General features: G+C 70.7%; 20 protein-coding genes. 13 read left to right on the top strand and 7 right to left on the bottom strand.

Annotated features, from left to right (window positions below; genetic code table 11):
• From QSK35_RS05925 to QSK35_RS05915, 3 genes are all read left to right on the top strand, one after another.
• The gene (locus QSK35_RS05925) at window positions 1-1,344 is read left to right on the top strand and encodes a phenylacetate--CoA ligase family protein (RefSeq protein ID WP_285743024.1); all 1,344 of its coding nucleotides are present in this window, start codon (window positions 1-3) and stop codon (window positions 1,342-1,344) included.
• A gap of 69 nt (window positions 1,345-1,413) precedes the next feature.
• Entirely contained in the window at window positions 1,414-1,794 is a 381-nt protein-coding gene (locus QSK35_RS05920) for an ATP-binding protein (protein WP_285743023.1), read from the top strand.
• Window positions 1,795-1,812: 18 nt separating this feature from the next.
• On the top strand, window positions 1,813-2,967 hold the full coding sequence (locus QSK35_RS05915; protein ID WP_285743022.1) for a glycoside hydrolase family 3 N-terminal domain-containing protein: 1,155 nt from the start codon (window positions 1,813-1,815) through the stop codon (window positions 2,965-2,967).
• On the opposite strand, the gene QSK35_RS05910 is transcribed toward QSK35_RS05915, so the two are convergent.
• Window positions 2,964-3,443: a winged helix-turn-helix transcriptional regulator gene (locus QSK35_RS05910; RefSeq protein WP_285743021.1), complete on the bottom strand. Its 480-nt coding sequence runs from the start codon at window positions 3,441-3,443 to the stop codon at window positions 2,964-2,966. The two genes, QSK35_RS05915 and QSK35_RS05910, sit on opposite strands and share 4 nt — an antisense overlap.
• 50 nt (window positions 3,444-3,493) lie before the next feature.
• Between QSK35_RS05910 and QSK35_RS05905 the strand changes: the two genes are divergently transcribed.
• Window positions 3,494-4,324 carry a ketopantoate reductase family protein gene (locus QSK35_RS05905; protein WP_285743020.1) on the top strand — a complete coding sequence of 277 codons (831 nt, stop codon included), beginning with the start codon at window positions 3,494-3,496 and terminating at the stop codon, window positions 4,322-4,324.
• 3 nt (window positions 4,325-4,327) lie between these two features.
• On the opposite strand, the gene QSK35_RS05900 is transcribed toward QSK35_RS05905, so the two are convergent.
• From QSK35_RS05900 to QSK35_RS05890, 3 genes are read right to left on the bottom strand one after another with little or no spacing between them, the layout of a single operon-like run.
• Window positions 4,328-4,834 carry a DinB family protein gene (locus QSK35_RS05900; protein WP_285743018.1) on the bottom strand — a complete coding sequence of 169 codons (507 nt, stop codon included), beginning with the start codon at window positions 4,832-4,834 and terminating at the stop codon, window positions 4,328-4,330.
• Between the two features lie 4 nt (window positions 4,835-4,838).
• On the bottom strand, window positions 4,839-5,789 hold the full coding sequence (gene ligD / locus QSK35_RS05895; protein WP_285743017.1) for a non-homologous end-joining DNA ligase: 951 nt from the start codon (window positions 5,787-5,789) through the stop codon (window positions 4,839-4,841).
• Entirely contained in the window at window positions 5,782-6,714 is a 933-nt protein-coding gene (locus QSK35_RS05890; protein WP_285743015.1) for a DNA polymerase domain-containing protein, read from the bottom strand. Before QSK35_RS05890 ends, ligD begins: the two co-directional genes overlap by 8 nt.
• Before the next feature lie 77 nt (window positions 6,715-6,791).
• Between QSK35_RS05890 and QSK35_RS05885 the strand changes: the two genes are divergently transcribed.
• Window positions 6,792-7,802, top strand: a complete 1,011-nt coding sequence (locus tag QSK35_RS05885) for an epoxide hydrolase family protein (RefSeq protein ID WP_285743013.1) — start codon at window positions 6,792-6,794, stop codon at window positions 7,800-7,802.
• Here the strand turns inward: QSK35_RS05885 and QSK35_RS05880 are convergent.
• Window positions 7,777-8,451 carry an ArsR/SmtB family transcription factor gene (locus QSK35_RS05880; RefSeq protein ID WP_285743011.1) on the bottom strand — a complete coding sequence of 225 codons (675 nt, stop codon included), beginning with the start codon at window positions 8,449-8,451 and terminating at the stop codon, window positions 7,777-7,779. The genes QSK35_RS05885 and QSK35_RS05880 overlap by 26 nt on opposite strands.
• A gap of 66 nt (window positions 8,452-8,517) precedes the next feature.
• On the opposite strand from QSK35_RS05880, the gene QSK35_RS05875 reads away from it, so the two are divergent.
• Window positions 8,518-9,762, top strand: coding sequence for an isocitrate lyase/PEP mutase family protein (locus QSK35_RS05875; RefSeq protein ID WP_285743010.1), 1,245 nt, complete (start codon window positions 8,518-8,520; stop codon window positions 9,760-9,762).
• On the opposite strand, the gene QSK35_RS05870 is transcribed toward QSK35_RS05875, so the two are convergent.
• Window positions 9,744-10,550 (bottom strand): NAD(P)/FAD-dependent oxidoreductase, encoded by an 807-nt coding sequence (locus tag QSK35_RS05870; RefSeq protein WP_285743009.1) that lies wholly within the window; start codon window positions 10,548-10,550, stop codon window positions 9,744-9,746. The genes QSK35_RS05875 and QSK35_RS05870 overlap by 19 nt on opposite strands.
• Window positions 10,551-10,615: 65 nt before the next feature.
• Here QSK35_RS05870 and QSK35_RS05865 point away from each other — a divergent pair, with 65 nt between their 5' ends.
• Together QSK35_RS05865 and QSK35_RS05860 are read left to right on the top strand one after the other, a co-directional pair.
• Window positions 10,616-11,194: a helix-turn-helix domain-containing protein gene (locus QSK35_RS05865; protein WP_285743008.1), complete on the top strand. Its 579-nt coding sequence runs from the start codon at window positions 10,616-10,618 to the stop codon at window positions 11,192-11,194.
• Between the two features lie 157 nt (window positions 11,195-11,351).
• Window positions 11,352-11,777, top strand: coding sequence for a hypothetical protein (locus QSK35_RS05860; protein ID WP_285743007.1), 426 nt, complete (start codon window positions 11,352-11,354; stop codon window positions 11,775-11,777).
• 381 nt (window positions 11,778-12,158) lie between these two features.
• Here QSK35_RS05860 and QSK35_RS05855 read toward each other — a convergent pair whose 3' ends face one another.
• Complete coding sequence (locus QSK35_RS05855; RefSeq protein WP_285743006.1) at window positions 12,159-12,617, bottom strand: hypothetical protein; 459 nt, start codon at window positions 12,615-12,617, stop codon at window positions 12,159-12,161.
• A gap of 76 nt (window positions 12,618-12,693) precedes the next feature.
• Between QSK35_RS05855 and QSK35_RS05850 the strand changes: the two genes are divergently transcribed.
• The 5 genes from QSK35_RS05850 (at window position 12,694) to QSK35_RS05830 (ending at window position 21,871) form a co-directional block, all read left to right on the top strand.
• Window positions 12,694-12,939, top strand: coding sequence for a hypothetical protein (locus QSK35_RS05850; protein WP_285743005.1), 246 nt, complete (start codon window positions 12,694-12,696; stop codon window positions 12,937-12,939).
• A gap of 91 nt (window positions 12,940-13,030) precedes the next feature.
• A complete protein-coding gene (locus tag QSK35_RS05845; protein ID WP_285743004.1) occupies window positions 13,031-13,465 on the top strand; it encodes a glycosyltransferase in 435 nt (144 codons plus the stop codon).
• Between the two features lie 150 nt (window positions 13,466-13,615).
• Complete coding sequence (locus tag QSK35_RS05840) at window positions 13,616-16,450, top strand: helix-turn-helix transcriptional regulator (RefSeq protein WP_285743003.1); 2,835 nt, start codon at window positions 13,616-13,618, stop codon at window positions 16,448-16,450.
• On the top strand, window positions 16,447-18,972 hold the full coding sequence (locus QSK35_RS05835) for an AAA family ATPase (RefSeq protein ID WP_285743002.1): 2,526 nt from the start codon (window positions 16,447-16,449) through the stop codon (window positions 18,970-18,972). Before QSK35_RS05840 ends, QSK35_RS05835 begins: the two co-directional genes overlap by 4 nt.
• A gap of 40 nt (window positions 18,973-19,012) precedes the next feature.
• Complete coding sequence (locus QSK35_RS05830; RefSeq protein ID WP_285743001.1) at window positions 19,013-21,871, top strand: helix-turn-helix transcriptional regulator; 2,859 nt, start codon at window positions 19,013-19,015, stop codon at window positions 21,869-21,871.
• Window positions 21,872-21,898: the final 27 nt, after the last annotated feature.

The following is a 21,898-nucleotide window of genomic DNA, read 5'->3' as shown; positions in this document are numbered from 1 at the left end:
ATGCTGGAGCTCTTCCGGGAGACCGCGCGCAACGTGCCCGCGTACCAGGCGATTCTGGCCGAGCACGGCATCGATCCGGCGCAAATCCGTACGGAGGCCGACTTCCGGAAGCTGCCGGTGCTGACGAAGGACAACTACCACCGCCGCTTCCCGCTGCCGGACCTGTGCCGCGACGGCCGCATCGGGGACATGATCGCCGTCTCCTCCGGGTCGAGCGGGCAGCCGACGATCTGGCCGCGTTCGAAGCGCGACGAGCTCGCGATCACGCGCAGGTTCGAGCAGGTGCTCGTCGGCACCTTCAACGCGGACAAGGTGAGCACACTCGCGGTGGTGTGCTTTCCGCTCGGCACGTGGGTCGGCGGCCTGTTCACGCTGGCGTGCCTGCGGCACCTGTCCGACCAGGGGCATCCGATCACGTCCGTGGCGCCGGGCAACAACAAGGCCGAGATCCTGCGCGTCATCCCGGAGCTCGGCCGGCACTTCGAGCAGGTCGTGCTGCTGGGCTATCCGCCGTTCGTGAAGGACGTCATCGACAGCGGAAGCGGCTGGGACGCCTACGACATCAAGCTCGTGCTCGCCGGCGAGGTGTTCAGCGAGGAGTGGCGCACGCTCGTCGGGCAACGCGCGGGCATGCGGGACCCGGTCACCGGTTCCGCCTCGCTGTACGGCACCGCGGACGCGGGCGTGCTGGGCAACGAGACACCGCGCAGTGTGTCGATCAGACGGTTCCTGGCGAGCGATCCCGTTGCGGCACAAGAGCTCTTCGGTGGCTCACGGTTGCCGACGCTCGTGCAGTACGACCCGGAGAGCCGGTTCTTCGAGGAGGTGGACGGCCGGCTGGTGTTCAGCGGTGACAACGGGATTCCGCTGATCCGCTACGACATCGCCGACGAGGGCGGCATCGTCACGCGGGAGCAGATGAACGAGTTCTGTGAGAAACACGGGTTCACCCCGGAACCCGGACCGGACCTGCCGTTCGTGTACGTGTTCGGGCGGTCGTTGTTCACCGTGTCGTTCTTCGGCGCGAACGTGTATCCGGAGAACGTGACGGTCGGCCTGGAGCAGCCCGGCATCAGCGACTTCGTGACGGGCAAGTTCGTGCTGGAGACCGTCGAGGACGCCGACCGGAACACGCGGCTGCACATCACGGTGGAGCTCGCGCCGGGCAAGTCCGGTGACCCAGGAAGCACAGCCGAGTCGATCAAGACCCAGCTGATCCGGTTGAACAGCGAGTTCGCGCACTACGTCCCGGAGGAACGGCAACTCCCGTACGTGGAGCTGCGCCCGCACGGCGACCCGGAGTACTTCCCCGCCGGTGTGAAGCATCGGTACACGAGGTCGTGAGTTTGGGGCCGCTGTTCGGTGGGTACTCACTCCGCCGACCGGTGCAACGCTGTGGCGAAAGGGTGATTCGTGCGCCGCAACTCAGCCCGCGTTGACCAGGAGCTGTCGCTCGGCCGGCACCGGCCGACGCTGTCGGAAGTGCGTAAATGGGCGTCCGGGCAGCTGGCGGCCGAGTCGCCGGACGTCGTGGCGGACGTGCTGCTCGTGGTGAACGAGCTGGTCAGCAACGCCTACCGCTATGCGGCAGGTCCTTCGAGCGTGCGCGTGGGGTGTGAGCGGGATCGCATTCGCATCGAGGTCGTGCACGACCCGCGCACCATCGCGCGCAAGCAGACCCGGCCCGCGCACGGCGGCGGCCTGATGCTGGTCGCCCGGCTGGCCGAGCGCTGGGGCGTCGATCGCAGACACGGCGGCACCACCGTGTGGGCCGACATCCCGCGTGCGTCGTAACCGCCTTACGGTGTCGGGGTGAACGCGCGACGCCTGAGCACACCGGTACTCCTCGTGGTGCTGGCGCTCGGCGCACTGCTGGCGGCGGCCCTCTACCGTCCCGCGCCGGTGCCCGGCACCGCGGCACCGGGCCCGCTGCCCAGCAGTTCTCCGGTTCCGACGACGACCTCGGCGCCACCCGTCGACAAGTGCGCCGCCCCGATCGCGGCACTGACACCGCGCGCCCGGCTGGCCCAGCTGGTGATGGTGGGCGTGAACCCGACCGGCCCGGCCGACGCGCTGGGCTTGGTCACCAACGAGCAGATCGGCGGCATCTTCATCGGCGGCGACGCCCCCGGCCTGTTGTCGAACGACGCGCTGAAGGCGGTGCACGCCGCCGCGAAGCTCCCGCTGACCGTCGCGGTCGACGACGAGGGCGGCCGCGTGCAGCGCATCGACGACCAGGTCGGCGACATCCCCAGCGCCCGGCAGATGGCCAGGACGATGGCGCCGCCCGCGGTGGAGGAACTGGCCCGCGCGCGCGGCGCCGCGTTGAAAGCCCGCGGCGTGACGATGGACCTCGCGCCGGTCGTGGACACCAGCCCGCAGGCGGACAACACCGTGATCGGCGACCGCTCGTGGAGCGCCGATCCCGCGATCACGCGCCAGTTCGCCACCGCGTTCGCCAACGGGCTGCGCGCGTCCGGGGTGCGGCCGGTGCTCAAGCACTTCCCCGGGCACGGCAACGCGAGCGGTGACTCGCACCAGGGCGCCGTGACCACGCCGCCGCTGGACCAGCTGCGCGCCGGAGATTTGCAGCCCTACCGCGACATCGGCACGTACGGACCCGTCTCGGTGATGGTCGGGCACCTAGTCGTGCCCGGACTGACCGGGGATCTGCCCGCGACGTTGAGTCCGGACGCGTACACGTTGCTGCGCAAGGAGTTCGGCTTCGGCGGCGAGGTCATGACCGACGACCTGGGCGCGATGAAGGCCGTGTCCGCGCGGTTCCCGCTGCCGGACGCCGTGCTGCGCGCACTGGTGTCGGGGGCCGATGTGGCGCTGTGGTCGTCCGGTGGGCACGTGAGCGAGGTGCTGACGCGGCTGGAGCAGGCTCTCGCGTCCGGTGAGTTGCCCGCCGCGCGCGTCGACGAGGCGCTGCACCACGTGCTGACCGCGAAGGGTGTCTGTTAGGCCGGTGGCAGGCGGTCGCGCTTGACCGGGTGGGCGGTGCGGGTCGCGGCGTAGGTGAAGGTGTCCGGCGTGATCGGCTTGCCGGAGTTGCGGTCCGTCAGCACGGGATCCGCCTCGGCGCCCGTCTCGGCGTCGCGTAGCCGGACGTTGCCCTTCTTCCGCGTCACGTGCTTGCGGCCCCACGCGGCGAGCGCCTCGACGACCGGCTGTAGATCACGGCCGCGCGCGGTCAGGTGGTAGGAGTCGCGCGGCGGGCGCTCCGAGTAGCGGCGCCGTTCGAGCAGGCCCGCGTCGCACAGCTCGGTCAGCCGGCGGGTGAGCGAGTTCGGCGAGATGCCGAGGCTCTGCTGGAACTCGTCGAACCGCGTCAGCCCGTGCAGCGCGTCCCGGACGATCAGCAGGCTCCACCACTCGCCGACCTGGTCCAGCGTCCGTGCCGTCGGGCAGTCCATGCCGTCGAACCGCTTGTGCCGCATCCGCGTCCAGTCCCTTCCGTTGTGGAAGTCACTCTAGTACGGTCGCTTCCATGACGGAAGTAGCTGTGCTCGGACCGGGTGGTGTCGGCGGCGTGCTCGCGGCCCGGCTCGGAATCGCGGGGCACGACGTGACCGTGATCGCCACCGATCGCACCGCCGCGGAGATCACCGCCCGTGGGCTGTCGTTCACCGCGCCGGACGGCGAGCATCTGACGTTCCCGGAAGCGCGGCCCTGGCTCACGAAGCCGGTGGACGTGCTGTTCATCGCGGTGAAGGCGACCGACCTGCTGCCGGCGTTGCAACGGGTGGCCGCCGGATTCGCCGGCACCGTCGTGCCGCTGCTCAACGGCGTCGACCACATGCCGTTGCTGCGCGCGACCCACCCGAAGGTGGTGGCCGCGAGTATCGCCGTGGAGGCCGCGCGGCACCGGCCGGGCGTGATCGAGCAGCTGTCGGTGATGTGCGACGTCGTGGTCGCCGACGAGGACGTCGCGGTCCTGCTGCGGGACGCCGGGTTCCGCGTGTCGGTCGCTCCGGACGACGACACCGTGCTGTGGGGCAAGCTGTCGTTCCTGGCGCCGTTCGCGCTGGTCACCACCGGTGTCAACGCCCCGCTCGGCGAGGCCCGCACGTCGCCGTGGCTGCGGCCGCTGATCGACGAGACCGCCGCGGCCGCCGCGACGCGGGGCGTCGAGGTGGACGCCGACGTCATCGAGGCGCGGCTGCGGGCGGCACCCGAACAGATGAAGTCCTCGATGCTGCGCGACCGTGAGGCCGGCCGGCCACTCGAGCTGGACGCCATCGCCGGCCCGGTGATCCGGGCGCTCGGCACCGAGAAGGCGGCCACGACCGTCGAGGTGGTGCGCGCGATTCTCGGTTGACGCTCAGGCACCCACGGTGCCGTCGATGCCCTCGCGGAGGAAGTCCGCGTGGCCGTTGTGCCGCGCGTACTCGTGGATCAGGTGCAGCATCACCAGCCGCAGCGACACGTCCGCCTCCCACCGCGGGAAGTAGCCGGTGACGTCGAGTGACTCGGCCTCCCGCTCGATCCGCCGCGAGTGTTCGACCTCGGCGTGCCAGGCCGCGAACGCCTCCTGCTGCGTGGCGCCCTCGGTGTTGTAGGCCTCCTGGAAGTCGCCCTTCTCGGACCAGACGAACCCGATGTCCTCTTTGTTGATCACCCGGCGGAACCAGGTGCGCTCGACCTCGGCCATGTGCCGCACCAGACCGAGCAGCGACAGCGTGGACGGCGGCATCGACCGCTTCGCCATGTCCTCATCGGACAGTCCTTCGCACTTCATGGCGAGCGTGGCGCGGTGGAAGTCGAGGAACGCGCGCAGCGTCTCGCGTTCGCCGGCGGTCAGGGGCGGGCCGATGCGTTCAGTGGTCACGTGGTCATTCTTCCGGGCCACCGGGGTCCGCCGCGCCCGATTTCTCGTCCCGGTCCGCCCACTCCAGCAGCGGCTCGATCGAGAACACCGCGTCGTCGATGCCCGCGTGCAGGTCACCGAGCTCGGCGAACCGCGCGGGCACGGTGGCGATGGTGAAGTCGTCCGGCTCGACGTCGTCGATCTCGTCCCACCGGATCGGCGTCGAGACCGTGGCGTTGGCGTTGCCGCGCACCGAGTACGCGGCCGCGATCGTGTGGTCGCGCGCGTTCTGGTTGTAGTCGACGAACAGGTCCTGCGGCGACCTGTCCTTGCGCCACCACTCGGTGGTGACTTCCTCCGACCGTCGTTCGACCTCGCGCGCGAACGCCAGCGCCGCGCGTCGCACGTCCTGGAAGCCCCACTCGGGCTTGATGCGCACGTAGATGTGCATTCCACGTCCGCCCGAGGTCTTGGGCCAGCCCACCGCGCCGAGGTCGTCGAGCACCTCGTGCGCGACGTGCGCGACCCGTTGCACGGTCTCCCACGGGCATTCGGGCATGGGATCGAGGTCGATGCGCCACTCGTCGGGCTTCTCGGTGTCCGCGGCGCGCGAGTTCCACGGGTGGAACTCCACAGTGGACATCTGCACGGCCCAGATCACGTCCGCGGGATGTGCCACGGCCAGCTCGTCGGCGTGCCTGCCGTACCGCGGGAAGTGCACGCGCACGGTCTGCACCCACGGCGGTGCCCCGGCGGGCAGGCGCTTCTGGTGCACCTTCTGCCCCTCGACGCCCTTGGGGAACCGGTGCAGCATGCACGGCCGGTCGCGCAGCGCGCGGACGATCCCGTCCGACACCGACAGGTAGTAGTTGACGAGGTCCAGCTTGGTCTCGCCGCGTTTGGGGAAGTACACGCGGTCCGGGTTGGAGATCCGGACGGTCCGGTCTTCGACCTCGATCTCGACGGCCTCACCCATCGCCCGCCTCCTTGGCGCGCTTGCGGCGTTTGCCCTCGTGCATCGCGACGACCCTGGCCACCGGAATGGTGTGGCCCTCCGCGACGAGGTCCGCCGGCAGGGTCTGGGGCGCGGGCAGCAGGTCGGCCCACGACGGGGAGTCGCCGATCGGCGCGGTCTTCAGGGTGAAGTCGGCCGGCGTGACGTCGAGGATGTCGTCCCACGGCACGGGGAACGACACCGGCACACCCGGCCGCAGGCGCGGGCTGTAGGCGGCCACGACGGTCGCGCCGTACGCGCGCGTCGAGTCGAGGAAGACCTTTCCCTGCCGTTCGTCCTTGATGTACGCCGTGGTGGCGAGCGCCGGGTCGAGTCGCTCGGCGCGCACGGCGACCGCCCTGGTGGCGGCGGCGACGTCGTCGGGCGAGTGCGGGGTGAGCGGCACGAACACGTGCACGCCCTTGGACCCGCTGGTCTTGACCGCGCCGTCGAGCCCGTCCTGCCGCAGGGCCTCCCGGATCAGCAATGCCGCCCGCACGGCCACGTCGAACTTCGCGCCCTCGGGCGGGTCGAGGTCGAGGATCATGTGCGTCTGGTGGTCGGGCCGGTCCAGCCGGAACAGCTGCGGGTGGTACTCGACCGCGCGCTGGTTGCCGAACCACAGCAGCGTGCGCCGGTCGTCGCACACCGCGTACCGCACCTCGCGATGCGACGACTCGGCCCACATGGTCGTGGTCCGCACCCAGTCCGGCGTGTACTTGGGGACGTTCTTCTGCATGAACGGTCCCTGCCCGCGCAGCACGCGCATCACCGACAACGGCCGGTCCCGCAGCTCGGGCAGGAAGACGTCGCTCGCCCGGTCGAGGTAGTCGACGAGGTCGCGCTTGGTCGCCCCCTCGAAGAGGGGTTGGTCGAGGTTGGTCAGCGGCACCCCGTCCAGTTCCATTGGATCACCCTCAACCCGATCAGCCCGATCCGCAAGTAGGACACGAACTGGCCTACATGGCTTCTAGCGTGCTGGTCATGGAGAACTTCAGCATCTCGGTCCCGCAGTCCGAACTCGACGACCTCCGCGCGCGCCTGGCGCACACCCGCTGGCCCGCGCCGCTGCCCGGATCCAGGGGTGTGCCGGTGCCGTACCTGCGCGAGCTCACGTCGTACTGGGGCACCTCGTACGACTGGCGGTCATGGGAGGCGAAGCTGAACGCGTTCCCGCAGTTCATGACGTCCGACGGGATCCACTTCATCCACGCGCGGTCGGCCAACCCGGACGCGTTGCCGTTGATCCTCACGCACAGCTGGCCGAACTCGATCGCCGAGTTCCTGAACGTCATCCCCGCTCTGACCGAGAACTTCCACGTCGTGGCGCCGTCGCTGCCGGGCTTCGCGTTCTCGGCGCTGGGGGAGGAGCCGTGGAGTGTGGAACGCGTGGCGCGGCGGTGGGCGGAGCTGATGGCCGAACTGGGCTACGAGCGTTACGGCGCGCACGGCAACGACGCGGGCGCGTTGGTCACTCCGCAGCTTGCCGCGCTGTTCCCGGCCAACGTGGTCGGGTCGCACATCACCGGCGGGCTGGGGATCGACTTCAGCGGTGGTGGCGAGTGGTGGGCCGAGGGCAGCAACTACGGGCCCTACCTGGCGAAGCGGCCGCAGACGTTGAGCTACGGCTTCACCGACTCGCCCGCGGCGCAGCTCGCGTACCTCGTCGAGCGGTACCAGGAGTTCGACCAGGGCCGGGACGTGCTCGACCACGACCTGGTGCTGACGACGGCGTCGCTGTACTGGTTCACCGCGACCGGTGGTTCATCGTCGTGGACCTACTACGAGGGCGCGGCGGGGCTGCCGATCGATCAGGACGTCGTGCCGACCGGCGTGTCGCACGGCGGGCCGTTCGAGGAGAACGCCCGGCAGAAGAACGACATCGTGCAGTGGTCAGGTCGTGAGTCCGCGAGTCACATGGTCGCGTGGTCGGATCCCGAGGGGCTGGTCGAGGACATCACTTCGTTCTTCATGCGATTCCCAGCAGGTCGTTGAGTGCTCGGTGGCCCGGTTCGGTGACGCGGACCGCGCGGCTGGTGCCGACGCGCTTGATCCAGCCCTGGTCCTGGAAGTGCGTGCAGAGGAAGGCACCGGCCGCGCCGCCGAGATGGGAACGGCGTTCGGTCCAGTCCAGACACGCCTTCGCCAGCGGGCGGCGGGTGCCGCGCAGCCGGTCGGGGTCGGCGCCCAGGGTTTCGAGCCAGTGCAGGCCGTTCGGCGTGAACGCGAAGTCCTGGCTGAGGAACCCGCGTTCGGTCAGCCCGTCGGTGATCGCGACGCCGAGCCGGCCCGCGAGGTGGTCGTAGCACGTCCGGGCCTGCGCGAGCGCCTTGTTGCGGGTGACCTGCTTGAGCCCGATGGCCTTCGGCGGCCCCGCGTGGGATGTCAGATCCTCCAGCAGCTGCCCGATCCGCGGGTCCGCGAGCTGGACGTAGCGGTGCCTGCCCTGCCGTCGTTCGACGACGAGCCCACCGGCCAGCAGTTTGGTCAGGTGCTCGCTCGCCGTGGACGCCGCGACGCCCGCCTCGGCCGCGAGCTCGTTGGCCGTCCACGCGCGGCCGTCGAGCAACGCCACGCAGAACGTCGCGCGGGTGCGGTCGGCCAGCAGTCCGGCCAGCCGGGCGAGGTCTTCGGCCTGGGTCATGCGGATCATTCTGCGCCCGCGACACTTCGGCCGCGGCCGAACTGTTCTGTGCCTAGCTTCTGGGTTATGACCGATGTCCTGAATGACTACGTGGTGCCGCCGGTGCCCGCGGGTTCTTCCGGGGTGGCGTGGCTGCGAGCCAACGTCGCCCGGTTCAGCGAGGGTGCCGACCACGTGCGGCGGCGCGCGCTGGCCGTGGAGATCCTGGAATCCCTTGATGTGCGGCCGGGTGGGCGGCCGGTGGTGGCGCTCGCTGCGGCGATGGGGTTGCCTTTTGACGGGATCGACGCGATCGCGCGGTCCTACCAGCCGCACCTGCCGATCACGCCCGAGGCGGACGCGGCGGTGGAACGGCTCGTTGCCTTGTGTGGGGCGCGCGACGAACGTGCCGCGGCCCGGATCGGGCTGCTCGTGCAGGCGTGTGATGCTACGGATGCCTTGGTGGACAAGTACCTCAGTGGTTCGGTTAAGGCGCCCGTGCCGGTGACGCGGCGGGTCGCCCCGGACGGCTCGGTCGTCGAGGTGGACCTGTCCGGCACGCCGTTCGGCAGTGGACGGCACGCGTGTCCCGGCCGTTCGACGGCACTGGCGCTCGCCGCCGGGGCCGTGTCGTTCCATGATCTGCACCGGGGATTCCTGTTGCTGCCCAACGCCTGGGACCACGCGTCCGCGGCCGCGCTGGTGGACGCGGGGTTCCCGGCGATCGGGACGACCAGCCTCGGGGTGGCCGCATCGTTCGGAATCCCGGACGGCGCGGGCCTGACGCGGCCGGAGACCGTGGAGCTCGCCCGGCGGCTGCGGCACCTGCCGTGTCACGTGTCGGTGGACATCGAGATGGGGTTCAGCGACTCGCCGGCCGCCGTCGGTGACCTGGTGGCCGGACTCGGGGTGGCCGGGGTGAACCTGGAGGACGGGGTCGAGGACCCGCGCGAGCGGGCGGAGTTCGTGCGGGCGGTCAAGGAACGCGCGCCGGACGTGTTCCTCAACGCCCGCATCGACACCTACTGGCTGCACAAGGACACTTCGTCGACGCTCGACCGCGCGTTGCGTTACCTCGACGCCGGTGCCGACGGGATCTTCGTGCCGGGGTTGCGCGACATCGGGTCGTTCACGGAGCGGGTCGACGCGCCGGTGAACGTGCTCTACACCGGCGAACACACCCTGCCGCAGCTGCGCGACCTGGGTGTCCGCCGGGTGAGCACCGGTTCACTGCTGTTCCGCACGGCCGTGAAGACCGCCATCGACACCGCGTTGCGGCTCGACGCGGGCAACGCTTTCAGTGTGGCCGAGGTTCAGCGCTGGTCGGACTGAAGCAGGTCGAAGTTGATCGCCGCGCCCGCCTTGGCACCCGAGGCGGCCGCCATGAGCACGGTCGCGGACAGGTCGGTCACGTTCCCGGCGACGTACACGCCGGGGACGGCCGTCCGGCCCATCGGGTCGGCCTCGATGAACTCGCCCAGCGGGTGCGGGGTCGGCGTGAGGCCGAGCTGCGTGAGGATCTCCGATCGCGCGACGTGCCGGCCGCGGATGGCGACCGCCTGCCTTGGAATTGTTTCGCCGGTGTCGAGGTGCACGTCGGCGGTGCCGGTGATCGCGGTGACCTGGTCTTGTTCGAACCGGATGACGTCGTCACTCAGCTGCCGGAACATCAGCTCCAGGTGCTCGTCGCCGATGACGCCGATGGCCTGGTCGCGCACCTCCCACCCGTGGCAGTACGGGCAGTGGATCACCGACCGGCCCCAGCGTTCGCGCAGGCCGGGGATGTCCGGCAGTTCGTCGACCAGCCCGGTTGCGACGAGTACTCGCTTTGTCCGCACTTCGGTGCCGTCATAGGAGACGATGAACCCGTCGTCGTCCCTGACTATTTCGGTGACCCTGGCATCAGCTATTCGTACACCGTATTGCCGCACTTCCTTCCGCCCGATCTCCAGCAGTTCCCCCGGCGGCATGCCGTCTCTGGTGAGGAACCCGTGCATGTGCGCGGCCGGTGCGTTGCGCGGTTCGCCCGCGTCGATCACCAGCACATTCCGTCGAACGCGCCCGAGCATGAGCGCCCCGTTCAGTCCCGCGGCCCCGCCGCCGATCACCACAACGTCCATGTGTTTCACCCTTGACGTTGTCTCCTGGGTTTGACAAACGTGTTTGCCGATCCTGCAATAACGGGATGGACGACGAGCAGGTGCTCAGCGGTGTGGGGCCGCGCCTGAAGGCGTTGCGTCAGCGGAACGGCGCCACCTTGGCGACGCTGTCGCGGGCGACGGGTATCTCCATCAGCACGCTCTCCCGCCTGGAATCGGGCGCGCGCAAACCGTCACTCGAACTGCTACTGCCACTGGCCAGGGCCCACCGAGTAGCGCTGGACGAACTGGTCGGCGCGCCGCAGACGGGCGACCCGCGCGTGCACCAGCAACCCATCGTGCGCGAGGGCCGCACCTACATCCCGCTGACGCGGCAACCGGGCGGGCTGCAGGCGTTCAAGACGATCTTCCACGACCAGCGGGCGCCGGACCCGCGCACGCACGAGGGCTACGAGTGGCTGTATGTCCTCAGTGGACGCGTGCGGCTGGTGCTGGGCGACCAGGACCTGGTGCTGCGCCGCGGCGAGGCCGTCGAGTTCGACACGCGAGTGCCGCACTGGGTGGGCAACGCCTCCTCGGGTTCGGCGGAGATCCTCAACCTGTTCGGGCCGCAGGGCGAGCGCGTGCACGTGAAACCGCGCGGGCGGCGCGTGATCACGCCCTAGGGAATCCATAGTGGACCAGGTGGGAAACTGTTCTCAGTGCGGTGCAGGACGCACTGGGTGGTGGCGGCACGACCGTCTCTCGAACTCCGGTCGTGCGGTCACCACCCTCTTCATTTTCTGGGGAAATGCCTGGTAACGCTTTCGGCAGTCTGACAGTGTGCGGATTGATCCAGTGCTGCAGATGGTGTGCACCCGTTACCGCGAGCGTCTCGGCTGGCCGGTCGTCGCCGACCCGGCCAACAACAGCCCGCGGATCTTCGTCGGCGACCTGATCAGTGCCGTCGTGGTCCCCGTGGCCGAGGCCAAGGCCCTGCTGAGCCGTGCGCTCGAGGCCGATGTCAGATGTGCCGTGTTCAGCGACGCGCTGGGCACCCGGTGGACGTTCCTGGTGCGGCCTTCGCTCGCGCCGCTGTTCGGGTCCGGTGGGTTTCCGGTGCTCGCTCGGGGGGCTTACGTGGCGCTGCCCGCTTTGCCGGGGCATCCGCTGGCTACCGGGTTGCGGTGGGTCGTTGAGCCGCAGCCGCTGGACACGCTGTCGGATCTGGCCGGGCTGGCCGGGGTGGCGGCGCCGCGGGCGGCGTGAGCTGCTTGGGGATTCGCCACGCGTCGAAGGTCCGCCGTCTCGGATTCGCCACGGGTGAACGGCGGATCCGGGGCTCGGCGCGGCTGTGGGACCGGAACTGTCGGTGCCGGCTGGAAGAATCAAAACCGGGGGTCCCCCTTGCGGGCGGGGACGTCCGCGTGAGCCTGGCGCCGCGGGCGGCCGGATCGGCTGCGCCGCGGTAGGTCTGAGCGGCCGCGTCGTGGATTCGCTCTGGGTGAACGGCGAATCTGCAGTCAGACTCGGCTGCGGGGCCGGAACTGTCGGTCCCCGCTGGAACAATCAAAACCGGGGGTCCCCCTTGCGGCGGGGACGCACGCGTGAGCGTGGGGCGCCGCGGGCGGCCTGAGGGCCACCCAAGCGTCAGCCCAAGACTCGGCGCGCCGCCCCGACGACCGTGTACCAAGGCGGCAGCGACCGCGAAGGCTCCACGATCCACTCCACGGACCCGAGATCGCACGGCAGCACGATGGTGGTGCCGTGCGGCACGTTGCGCACCCCGGCCGCCCCCAGCGAGGGACACAGCACGGGCGACGAGTGCGCGGGCGCGGCCGTCAGGAAAGTCCAGCGGTCACCCGGCGACACCAGCACGGGACCGGTCAGCATCATCAACCGCAACTCGGCCAGCACGTCGGAACCAAGCGGCACGGGCATGGAAACCGCGGCGAGAACCCCGCCGACCTCGACCGTCAGCCGCCGGTGCGTCACCTCCATGTGCGCGGGCCAGCCGAGTTCTTCCTCGTAGCTGGTGCGCGCGGAAGCGAGTTCGCGCAGCCAAAGCGGTGCGGGCGGTTTCGAGTTGATGATCGCGGTCACTGCCATCCCCAATCGCCGGTGGTGTTCCTCGATGATGGCGTTGCATCTTCGGTGAGTTCACTAGTGCGCGGAACGAGAACATTTGGAGTGGATTTCCAAGCCGAAGGGCGTGGTCGCGATGGCGGGGAACTACGCGACGAAGCGAACCGACTACTCGGCGCTGACCTGCGCCTTCGAAGAGGCCCCCGCGACGTGCCGGACCTTTAGGGGTTTCCCCAACATCGCCCTGCTATGGGACGGAATGTCGAACTACTTCTTCATGTTTGGGGTACCGAAGGATACCGGCGCACCTGTGGATTACCTTGCCGGTTCCTCGCTATGGTGTTGATGCAGCGGTTCGGGCGTTCGTGAGCGCTATAACGACAATCGAGCCGAGGTCCGCAGAGAGGTGGTCGTCGCAGATGAGCGAGGCGTCGACAATGAGACGTCATGTCGCGATCTTCGCCAATCCGGAGCACGCGCGGGCACTTCCTGTGCTCGCGGTGGTCGAGGAATTGGTGGAACGTGATTACCGGGTCACCTACGTCACCAGTTCGGAAGTCGCCTCGCGGTTCGCGCTCTCGGGTGCCACGGACGGTCGCTGGGATGTCGTGGGCTGCCTCGACGACACCGATGAGCCGGTCGCGGTCGTGCTCGGCTACTTCGAGGACGACGTCCCGGACCTCGTGGTGCACGACGCCAGCGCCGGCGCCGTCGCCCGCACCTGTGCCCGCGGATGGGGGTTGTTCGCGGACACGAATCGAGACGGAAGACTCTTCGACGATGAATTCGATCAGTTCGTCTCGCGGTCGGGTTTCGTCGTTGTTCCGGAGCAGTTGCGGGAGCCCTCAGCGTCTCATTTGGCCCGTCGCTAGGGCGTGACCTGGGCCGTTCTAGGAGGATTTCTACCCTCTTGATTCCGCGAATCACGGAAACGGCTGGTCAGAACCTGGTACGCGTCTCACTCACTTGGTACATCTTCACTCGATGTGATTATGATCGGCTGAAACCGGTCACTCTTGGCAGTGAAGCGGTTACTACGTGAGCGGGTGTCGTGTCCGGTCCTGTCCAAGGGGGTCGTCGCGGTGAACTTCGAAGGGCGCTCCGGCACCGGCCTGATTGGTCGGGAGAGCGCTCTCACCGTGCTCCGGCGTCACGGGGCCACCGCGCGTACCGGCAGCGCCAGGGCCGTGCTGCTGCGCGGGCCCAGGGGAACCGGGAAATCGGCACTGCTCAACCGCGTCGCGATGATCGAGATCGAGCACGGCACCACCGTGCTCACCGCCGAGGGGCGGGGTGAGAACACGGACCTGACCGTGGCCCGCCGGCTCCTCGCGCCCGCGGGGATCACCGTGCCGGAGGCACCGGAAGCGCCCGCGGAGCTGTTCTCCGTGTTCCGCTCACTGTGGCAGCGCGTCGCCGACCTCACCGAAGAGGCGCCGCTGTGCCTGCTGCTCGACGACCTGGACGCGTGCGACCTCGCGACCGTGCGGTGGATCGACTTCCTGATGCGCCGGATGCCCGACCGGCCCATCTCGGTCGTGCTGACCCGCGGCACCGAACCGGCGAGCCGGCCGATGGACCGGGTGATCGCGAACCTGCTCGCCATGTGGTGCACCGACGTGATCGACCTCGAACCGCTCAACCGCGACGAGGTCGTCGAGATGGTCACCGCGACGCTCGGCGCGTCACCGGACCCGGTGTTCGTCGACACATGCCACCGGCTCTCCGGCGGCAACCCCGGCCACCTCACCAACCTGCTCGAGAACCTGAGCGGCATCGAGCCGGACGACACCGGCCTGCTGCGGATCTCCGCGTTCCCGCGTGACGCCGTCGCCGCGGTCGTGCGTGCCCGCATGCTCGAACAGCCCGACCAGGTCCGGGCGGTGGCGGCCGCGGTCGTCGTGCTCGGCCGGATGAACCCGGAGTTCGTCGGACCGCTCGCGGGCGTCGCGTCCAGGGTGGCGCTGGAGTCCGTCGACACGTTGCAGCGCGAACACCTGCTCGGTCACGGGCTGCCGCACCCGCTGCGCGACTGGTTCCGCGACTGTCTGGAGGACGTGTTCGACCCCGCGCACCTCGCCGCACTGCGGATGCGCGCGGCACTGCTGCTGGACGAGGGCGGCCGGTCGGTGGAGGACGTCGCGCGCCAGCTCGTCCAGCTCGAACGCATCGACGAGACGTGGATGTCGCACGTCCTCATCGAGGCCGCGGCGACCGTCTCCGCGCGCGGTGCCCCCGAGGCCGCGGCCCGCTATCTCGAACGGCTGGTGGAACGCGACCCGGACAACGTCGAGGTCCGCATCGGCCTCGCGACCCAGCTGTCCCGCAAGGACCCGGTGAGCGCGTCGGAACACCTCGCCGCCGCGTTCCACCACACCAAGGACCCGGCGCTGCGGGCCGGGCTGGCGGTGAAGTTCGCGCTCACCGCCCGCGACTGGACCATGGCGCGCGACGCCCGCGACCTGCTCGACGCCGCGCGCCGCGACCTCGACACCGCGGGCCTCGACCGGCCCGCGGACCTGCGCGCGCTCCTGGACGCCTCGGGGCTCGCGCTGGACCTCGGGCACAGCGCCACGGCCGCGGAGGCCGTCGCCAGGGCCAGGGCCCTCGAACCGCCGCGCGGCGACACCACCGCCGAACGCTGCCTGCTCGGTGTGCTGTCCGAGGCGACCATGCGCGGCGGCGGATCGCTGGGAAGGGCCCTGGACCAGGCGCGCCGGGCGGTGTCGGACGACCTCACGCTCACCGACTGGTCGATGCTGTCGGCCGCGACCGTGCTGCGCTGCTCCGGCGAACCGGCCGAGGCGCTGGCCGTACTCGACCGCGCGGTCGAGGCGTTCACGCTCAACGGCGACGAACTGGCCCGCTGCCGAACCCTCACGCAGCGCGCGACCGTGTTGATGTCCATGGGGGACCTCTTCCGGGCCGAGCAGGACGCGCACGACGCCGTGCTCGTCGTGCAGGACGGTTCGTGGCAGCACGAGGTGCCGCGTCCGTCGGTCGCGCTGGCGTGGATCGCGTGCCAGCTCGGCCAGGTCGAACGCGCCGAGAAGCTGATCGGGCCGCTGGACGTGACCGACGTCGGGCACCGGGTCAGCGAGCACCGCGAGTATCTGCGGGTCAGCGGCTGGATCGCGTTCCTGCGCGACGACCTGGACTCGGCGCTGGACTACCTGGTCCGATGTGGACGGGTGATGCGCGAGACCGGTCTCAACGACCCGTCGGCCGTCCCGCTGTGGGTCGACCTCGCGTTCATGGCGACGCTGTGCGGCCGGGAGCGCGAAGCACTGGACGCGGCCCGCGCGGCGGAGGACCTCGCACAGTCGTGGAACAGCGCGGAGACCCTCGCGTTCTCGCAGCTGGCCCGCGGCTACGTCACGACCGGGCCGAACGCCGCCGACCTGGCGGCGGCCGCGTCGCGCAACTTCGGCAGCGTGCCCGCGCTCATCCAGCAGACCCGCGCCGAGGTGCTGCTCGGCCGGCTGTGGCTGGGCATGGGCGACGAGAAGACCGCGCGGGCCCACCTGCGCACCGCCGTCGGGCTCGCGTTGCGGTGCGGGCACCGGCCGCTGGCCGACGAGGCCCGCGAGCTGCTGCTCGGTGCAGGCGGCCGGATGCGCATCCCCGAGCAGGCCGAGCGCGTGGACCTGGTCGGCCTCACGCCCAGCGAACGCCGGGTCGCCGAGCTGGCCGCCGCGGGCGCGAGCAACCGGCAGATCGCGGAACGCCTGTTCGTCGCGCTCCGCACCGTCGAGGTACACCTGACGAGGGTCTACCGCAAACTCGGTGTGGCCCGCCGCGCCGACCTCTCGGAGGCGATCGCGCTGCGGCGCAGTCCGGCGGGTACCCGGCCATGACGGTCCTCACCACGCCGGACGACCGCTGGTCGGATCTGCTCGTCGAGCGGCGGGACGCGCTCGCCCTCGCCGACCGGGTCGCTGACGACCTGGCCCGTGGCCGTTCGTCGCTGGTGCACGTCAAGGCGCCGCCGGGTGGCGGGCTCACCGCCGTGCTCGGCGAGGTCGCCGGGCGGGCACGGGAACGCGGCGCGCGCGTCACCCGCTGCCGTTGCTCACCGGACGAGGCGTCCGTGCAGTTCCGCGCGGCCTGGCAGTTCCTCGGCGCGCTGGAGATCGACGAGCCGACCGGTGCGCCGGAGGCGGTCGCCGACGTCGTGATGCCGTTGTGCCACGCGGTGCTCGAGCAGGCGCAGCAGCGGCCCGTGGTGATCGTCGTGGACGACGCGCAGTGGATCGACCGGGCGTCGTTCGAGCTGCTGCGGGCGCTGGTGCGGCGGATGGACCACGCGCCGATCGTGCTCGCCGTCGGGGCCAGCGTGCTGTGCCCCAGCATGACGATCACCGCCGAACTGGAGTCCTGCAGCGCGGTCACCCACGACGTGCGGCTGTCCCGGCTGACCCGGACCGGGGTCGGCGAGATCGCCGCGGCCGCCTTCCCGGAACCGGCCGACGACGCCTTCCTCGACGCGCTCGTCACGCACACCAAGGGCCTGCCCGCCGTGCTGCACCGCGTGGTGACCTGGTTGGTGCGCAACGGGGTCGTGCCGGACACCGCGGCCGTCCCGCGCGTGGCCGACCTCGCCACGTCGGTCATCCGCGACCGGCTCGACCTGCGCATCCGGGCGCTGTCACCGGCCAGCCGCAGGCTGCTGCACGTGATCGCCGTGTGCGACGGCGTGTTCTCCGCGCAGGAGGCCGCCGCGATGGCCGGCCTCTCCCGGGAGTTCGCGCGCGAGGTCGACGTGCTCGGCGCGTCCGGGCTGCTCGTCCAGCGCTGGGACCCGAAACCGTCGCATGCGCTCGTCGTGGACCGCGTGCTCGCGCTCGCCACCCGCGCCGAACGGGAGGAGCTGCACGCGAAGGCGGCCGAGCTGGCGCACCGCGCGGCACTGGACGACGAGGTCGTCGCGAGGCTGCTGCTCGGCACCGGGCCGATCGGCGCGCCGTGGGCGCTGACCGTGTTGCGCGGCACGGCGAAGTACCACCTGCAACGCGGCGCGCACCGCGAGGCCGTGCGGCTGCTGGACCGCGCGCTCGCCGAACCCGTGACGATGGCCGAGCGGGCGCACCTGCTCGTCGAGTGCGGCGCTGTGGAGACAACGCTGTCGCCCGACGCGGGTGACCGCAGGCTCACCGCGGCGCTCGCCACGACCGGCGGTCAGGAGATCGCCCGCAGCCGGTTGGCGGCCGTGGATCTGTTGCTCGCCAGGGGAAACTGCGATCTGGTCAAGCAGGCGATCGTGTCCGTCCACACGCGACAGGACCTGGACCCCGGCGAACGCGACACCATGTGCGCGCTCTACTGGATGGCCGACGAGGCGCCGCACGACCAGCGCGAGTTCAGTCCCGCCGCGCTGCCCCCGCTGCCGGACGAACCCACCGAACCGGCGCAGGCCGCCGTCGCCGCGTGGGAGACCGTCACCGAGGGCCGCGACATCGAACGCGCCCGCAGGCTCGCCCGCACCGCGCTCGCGGCGCCCGTGCGGGAATCCTTGCTGTACCCCAGGATCGTCGCCGCCAGGGTGCTCTTCCACACCGACGACTACGGCGAGTCGATCGCCGCGTTCGACGACGTCGTGCTGGAGGCCAGCCGCAGGCAGGTGCCGGCGACGGCCGGGTGGGCACTGCTGCACCGCGCCAAGGCGTTCCTGCGCCAGGGCGTGCTGGGCGACGCGGCGATCGACATCGAGCGGGCGGTCACGGGACTGCCGCTGGAGTGCTGGCACCCCGCCGTGCGGCCCGCGTTCGTCGGTGTCGAGCTGGCGATGGTCGTCGAGACCGGCCGGTTGGGGCAGGCCGAACGCATCGCGGCCACGGAGTTCCCGCCCACCGCCAAGGCCGGGTTCTCCTGGGTGTGCTTCGAGTTCGGCCGCGGTCTCGTGTACCTCTCCGAGGGCGACGCGGCGCACGCCGCGACGATCTTCGAGGAGACCGGGCGGCGGATGCTCGCCCGGCGCTGGACCAACCCGGCGCTGCTGCCTTGGCGGTCGTTGTGCGCCATCGCCTACCGGGGCTGCGGGCGGCACGAGGAGGCCGCCCGGATGTGCGCCGACGAGCTGCGGCTGTCGCGAAGATGGGGGGACGCGAGCAGCATCGGCTCGGCGCACCTGGGCGCGGCCGTGGCATTGCAGGGCCAGGAATCGTTGGCACACATGGAACAGGCCGTGGAGATCCTGCGGAACGCGCCGGCGCGTTTGCGGTACGCGACGGCGTTGGTCGAACTCGGCGAGGCCCGCCTGCACACCGGCGCGGCGGGCGACGCCCGGACGCTCCTCGTCGAAGCCGAGCGGGTCGCCGCCGCGCACGGTGCGACAGGGCTCGCGAGCCGGGCACGGGGCCTGATTGCGAGCGGCAACTAGCGCAGTCAGCCCGGAGTCCCAACCTGGGAGAGGAGAGGCCGTGTTGCTCGAGCGGCAGGGTGAGCTGGAGCAGATCAGCAGAGCTCTGCGCGACGCGCAGGCTGGCGGCGGATCACAGCTACTGGTCGGTGGACCGCTCGGCAACGGGAAGTCCGCGCTGTTGCAGGAGATCCCGTCCCTGGAGGCCGCCGACGGCTTCCGGGTGCTGCGGGCCAACGCGTCCTCGCTCGAACAGGACTTCGCGTTCGGCGTGGTGCGGCAGCTGTTCGACCCGGTGCTCTCACGCGCCGTGCCCGAGCTGCGGGAGCGCTGGCTCACCGGCGCCGCCGGGCTCGCGCGTGTGGTGTTCGCCGACGACGCGCCCGAGGCCACCGACCCCGCGCCCGCGGTGATCGTGCAGGAGGCCGCGCTGCAGGGACTCACCGCCCTGCTGCGCAACATCAGCCTCGACAAGCCGTCGCTGATCCTGATCGACGACCTGCAGTGGGTCGACGAGCCGTCGCTGCGCTGGCTGACCCGGCTGGCCAAGCGCCTGGACTCGTTGCGGGTGCTGCTGGTGACCGCGGTGCGCGAGGGCGACAGCCGCACCGACCGGCCGCTGGTCACCGAGATGACGTCGTTCTGCCACCACGAGCTGCGGCCGGCCGCGCTGTCGGTGACCGCCACCTCGGAGCTGGTGTGCAAGCAGACGGGGGAGTGGCCGGACGAGGAGTTCGTCCTCGCCTGCCACGAGACCACCGACGGCAACCCGATGTTCCTCATGTCGATCCTGCTGAACCTCGCGTACTCGGGGATCGTCCCGGCCGCGAAGCACGTCGACGTGGTGCGTTCCCTGCGGCCCGCGCAGTTGCGAGAACGTCTGATCCAGTGCCTGCAGACGCAGTCCGACCCGGTGCGGTCGTTCGCGCGCGCGGTCGCGGTGCTCGGTGAGCACGTCGACGTCGAGCTGATCGGGCACCTCGCCGGGCTCGACGCGATCGGCTCGGCCACCGCGATGCGCACCATGCACCAGCTCGGGCTGCTCAAGAGCGACCAGCACCCCACGTTCATGCACCTCGTCGTCCAGGACGCGATCGAGGAGTGGATGACCGCGGAGGAACGCGAGGAGCTGCACCTGCGCGCGGTGAAGTTGTTGCACGGCAGCGGTTATCCGGCCGAGCAGGTGGCCGCGCAGCTGATGACGATCACCTCGCAGCACGACTGGTGGGCCATCGAGGTGCTCCGGTCGGCCGCCGACACCGCGATGCGCCGCGGCGCGCCCGAGGTCGCCGCGCGGTACCTGCGGCGGGCGCTGCTCGACGCCTCACCCGACGGCGAGGACCGCGCCCGGCTGCTCGTCGATCTCGCCACGGCGGAACGCGGCTTCGACGCGTCGGCATCGGTGCGGCACATCTCCTATGCGGTCCCGTTGCTGCGCACGGTCCGCGATCGCGCGGCGGCCGTGGTGCGGATCGCGCCGACCGTGCTGGTCAGCGCCTCGCGGCCGGTGCGGGACCTGTTGGAACGCGTATCGGACGAGCTCGGCGACCCGGTGATGCTCGCCGGGGTGGACCGCGAGCTCGCGTTCCGGCTGGAGGCGCGGCTGCGGTACTCGTGGCACTCCGACCCGGCCCAGCTGGGCGACTCGGTCCGGCGACTGCTGGCGCTCGGCGACCAGGATCTCGTCGGCAGCGGGGCGGAACGCGAGCTGCTGGTCGTGCTGCTGGACGCCGCGATGCTCACCGCGAAGCTGCCCGCCACCGAGGTCGCGCGGCTCGGGCGCCGGGTGCTCGACCACGAGCCGGCGTCGTCCGGTCACGTGCACACCGCGTTGCCGCTGCTGGTGACGACGATGGCCGCGGCCGACGCGCTGGAGGACCTGGCGCCGTGGCTGGACCTGGCGCTGGACCGCGCGCGCATGCAGGACGTGACGATCGAGCATGCGCTGATCCGTACCGAACAAGCCCTCACGCTGCTGCATCTCGGCCGGCTCGACGAGGCGCGGTCGGCTGCGTTCGACGCGCTCGACCTCACCGCGCTGGACTGGAAGGGCTCCAACGCCACCGCCGCGGTCGCGCTCGCGGCCGTCGCGATCGAGCTGCGCGAACCGCAGCTGATCTCGCGGTTGCTCGACCTGCAGCAGGAACGAACGGATCACGCCTGTCTCGCGGCCATCTACCGGTTGCTGCACGGCGCGGCCGCCGCGCTGAGCGGGGACCTCGACCGGGCGCTGGAGTACAACCTGGAATGCGGTCGCGCGCTGGAACGCGCGGGCTGGCGCAACCCGGTGCTGTTCCCGTGGCGGCTGACGGCCGCGTCCCTGCACGCCCGGCTCGGTGATCGCGAAGCCGCGCTGGAGCTCGCGGAGGAGGCGCGCTCGCGGGCCGTCACGTGGGGTGCGCCGTCCGGCGTGGGCCGCGCGCTGTGCACGCTGGCGCGGCTGACGCCGGGGCCGCGCGGGCTCGACCTGGCGCGTGAGTCGGTCGAGGTGCTGGGTGAGTCGGCCAACTCGTTCGAGCTCGCCAAGGCGCTGCTGGAGCTGGGCACCCGCGAGCGGGCCGAGGGGGAGCCCGACGCCGGGCACCACCTGCGCCGGGCCCAGGAACTGGCTCTGCAATGCGGTGCGAACTGGCTCGTCGCCAAGTCGGCGGAGGAACTGGAAACCACCGATACATCCGGGTTGAGAACCGCCTTAACGAAATCCGAATACAAGGTAGCCGGTTTGGCGGTGGACGGGCACACCAACCAGGAAATCGCGGATATCCTGCAGGTGACGTGCCGCGCGATCGAGAAGCATCTGACCAACTCGTTCCGCAAGCTGGGCATCCGGCGCCGAACCGAACTGCCCGAGGCGCTGGCCCGAGCCCACCCCGAGACCGCCGTGACGACGCTCAGGCCGGCCTCCGGAGGCCCTCGGTGATTCCTAAGAAAACATCAAGTCGGCATA

It is taken from the genome of Lentzea sp. NBRC 105346, from assembly GCF_030269605.1.
In the GTDB taxonomy this organism is placed as follows: Bacteria; Actinomycetota; Actinomycetes; order Mycobacteriales; family Pseudonocardiaceae; genus Lentzea.
The sequence above is the reverse complement of the archived record's forward strand: the minus strand, read 5'-3'. Positions and strand labels throughout refer to the sequence as shown.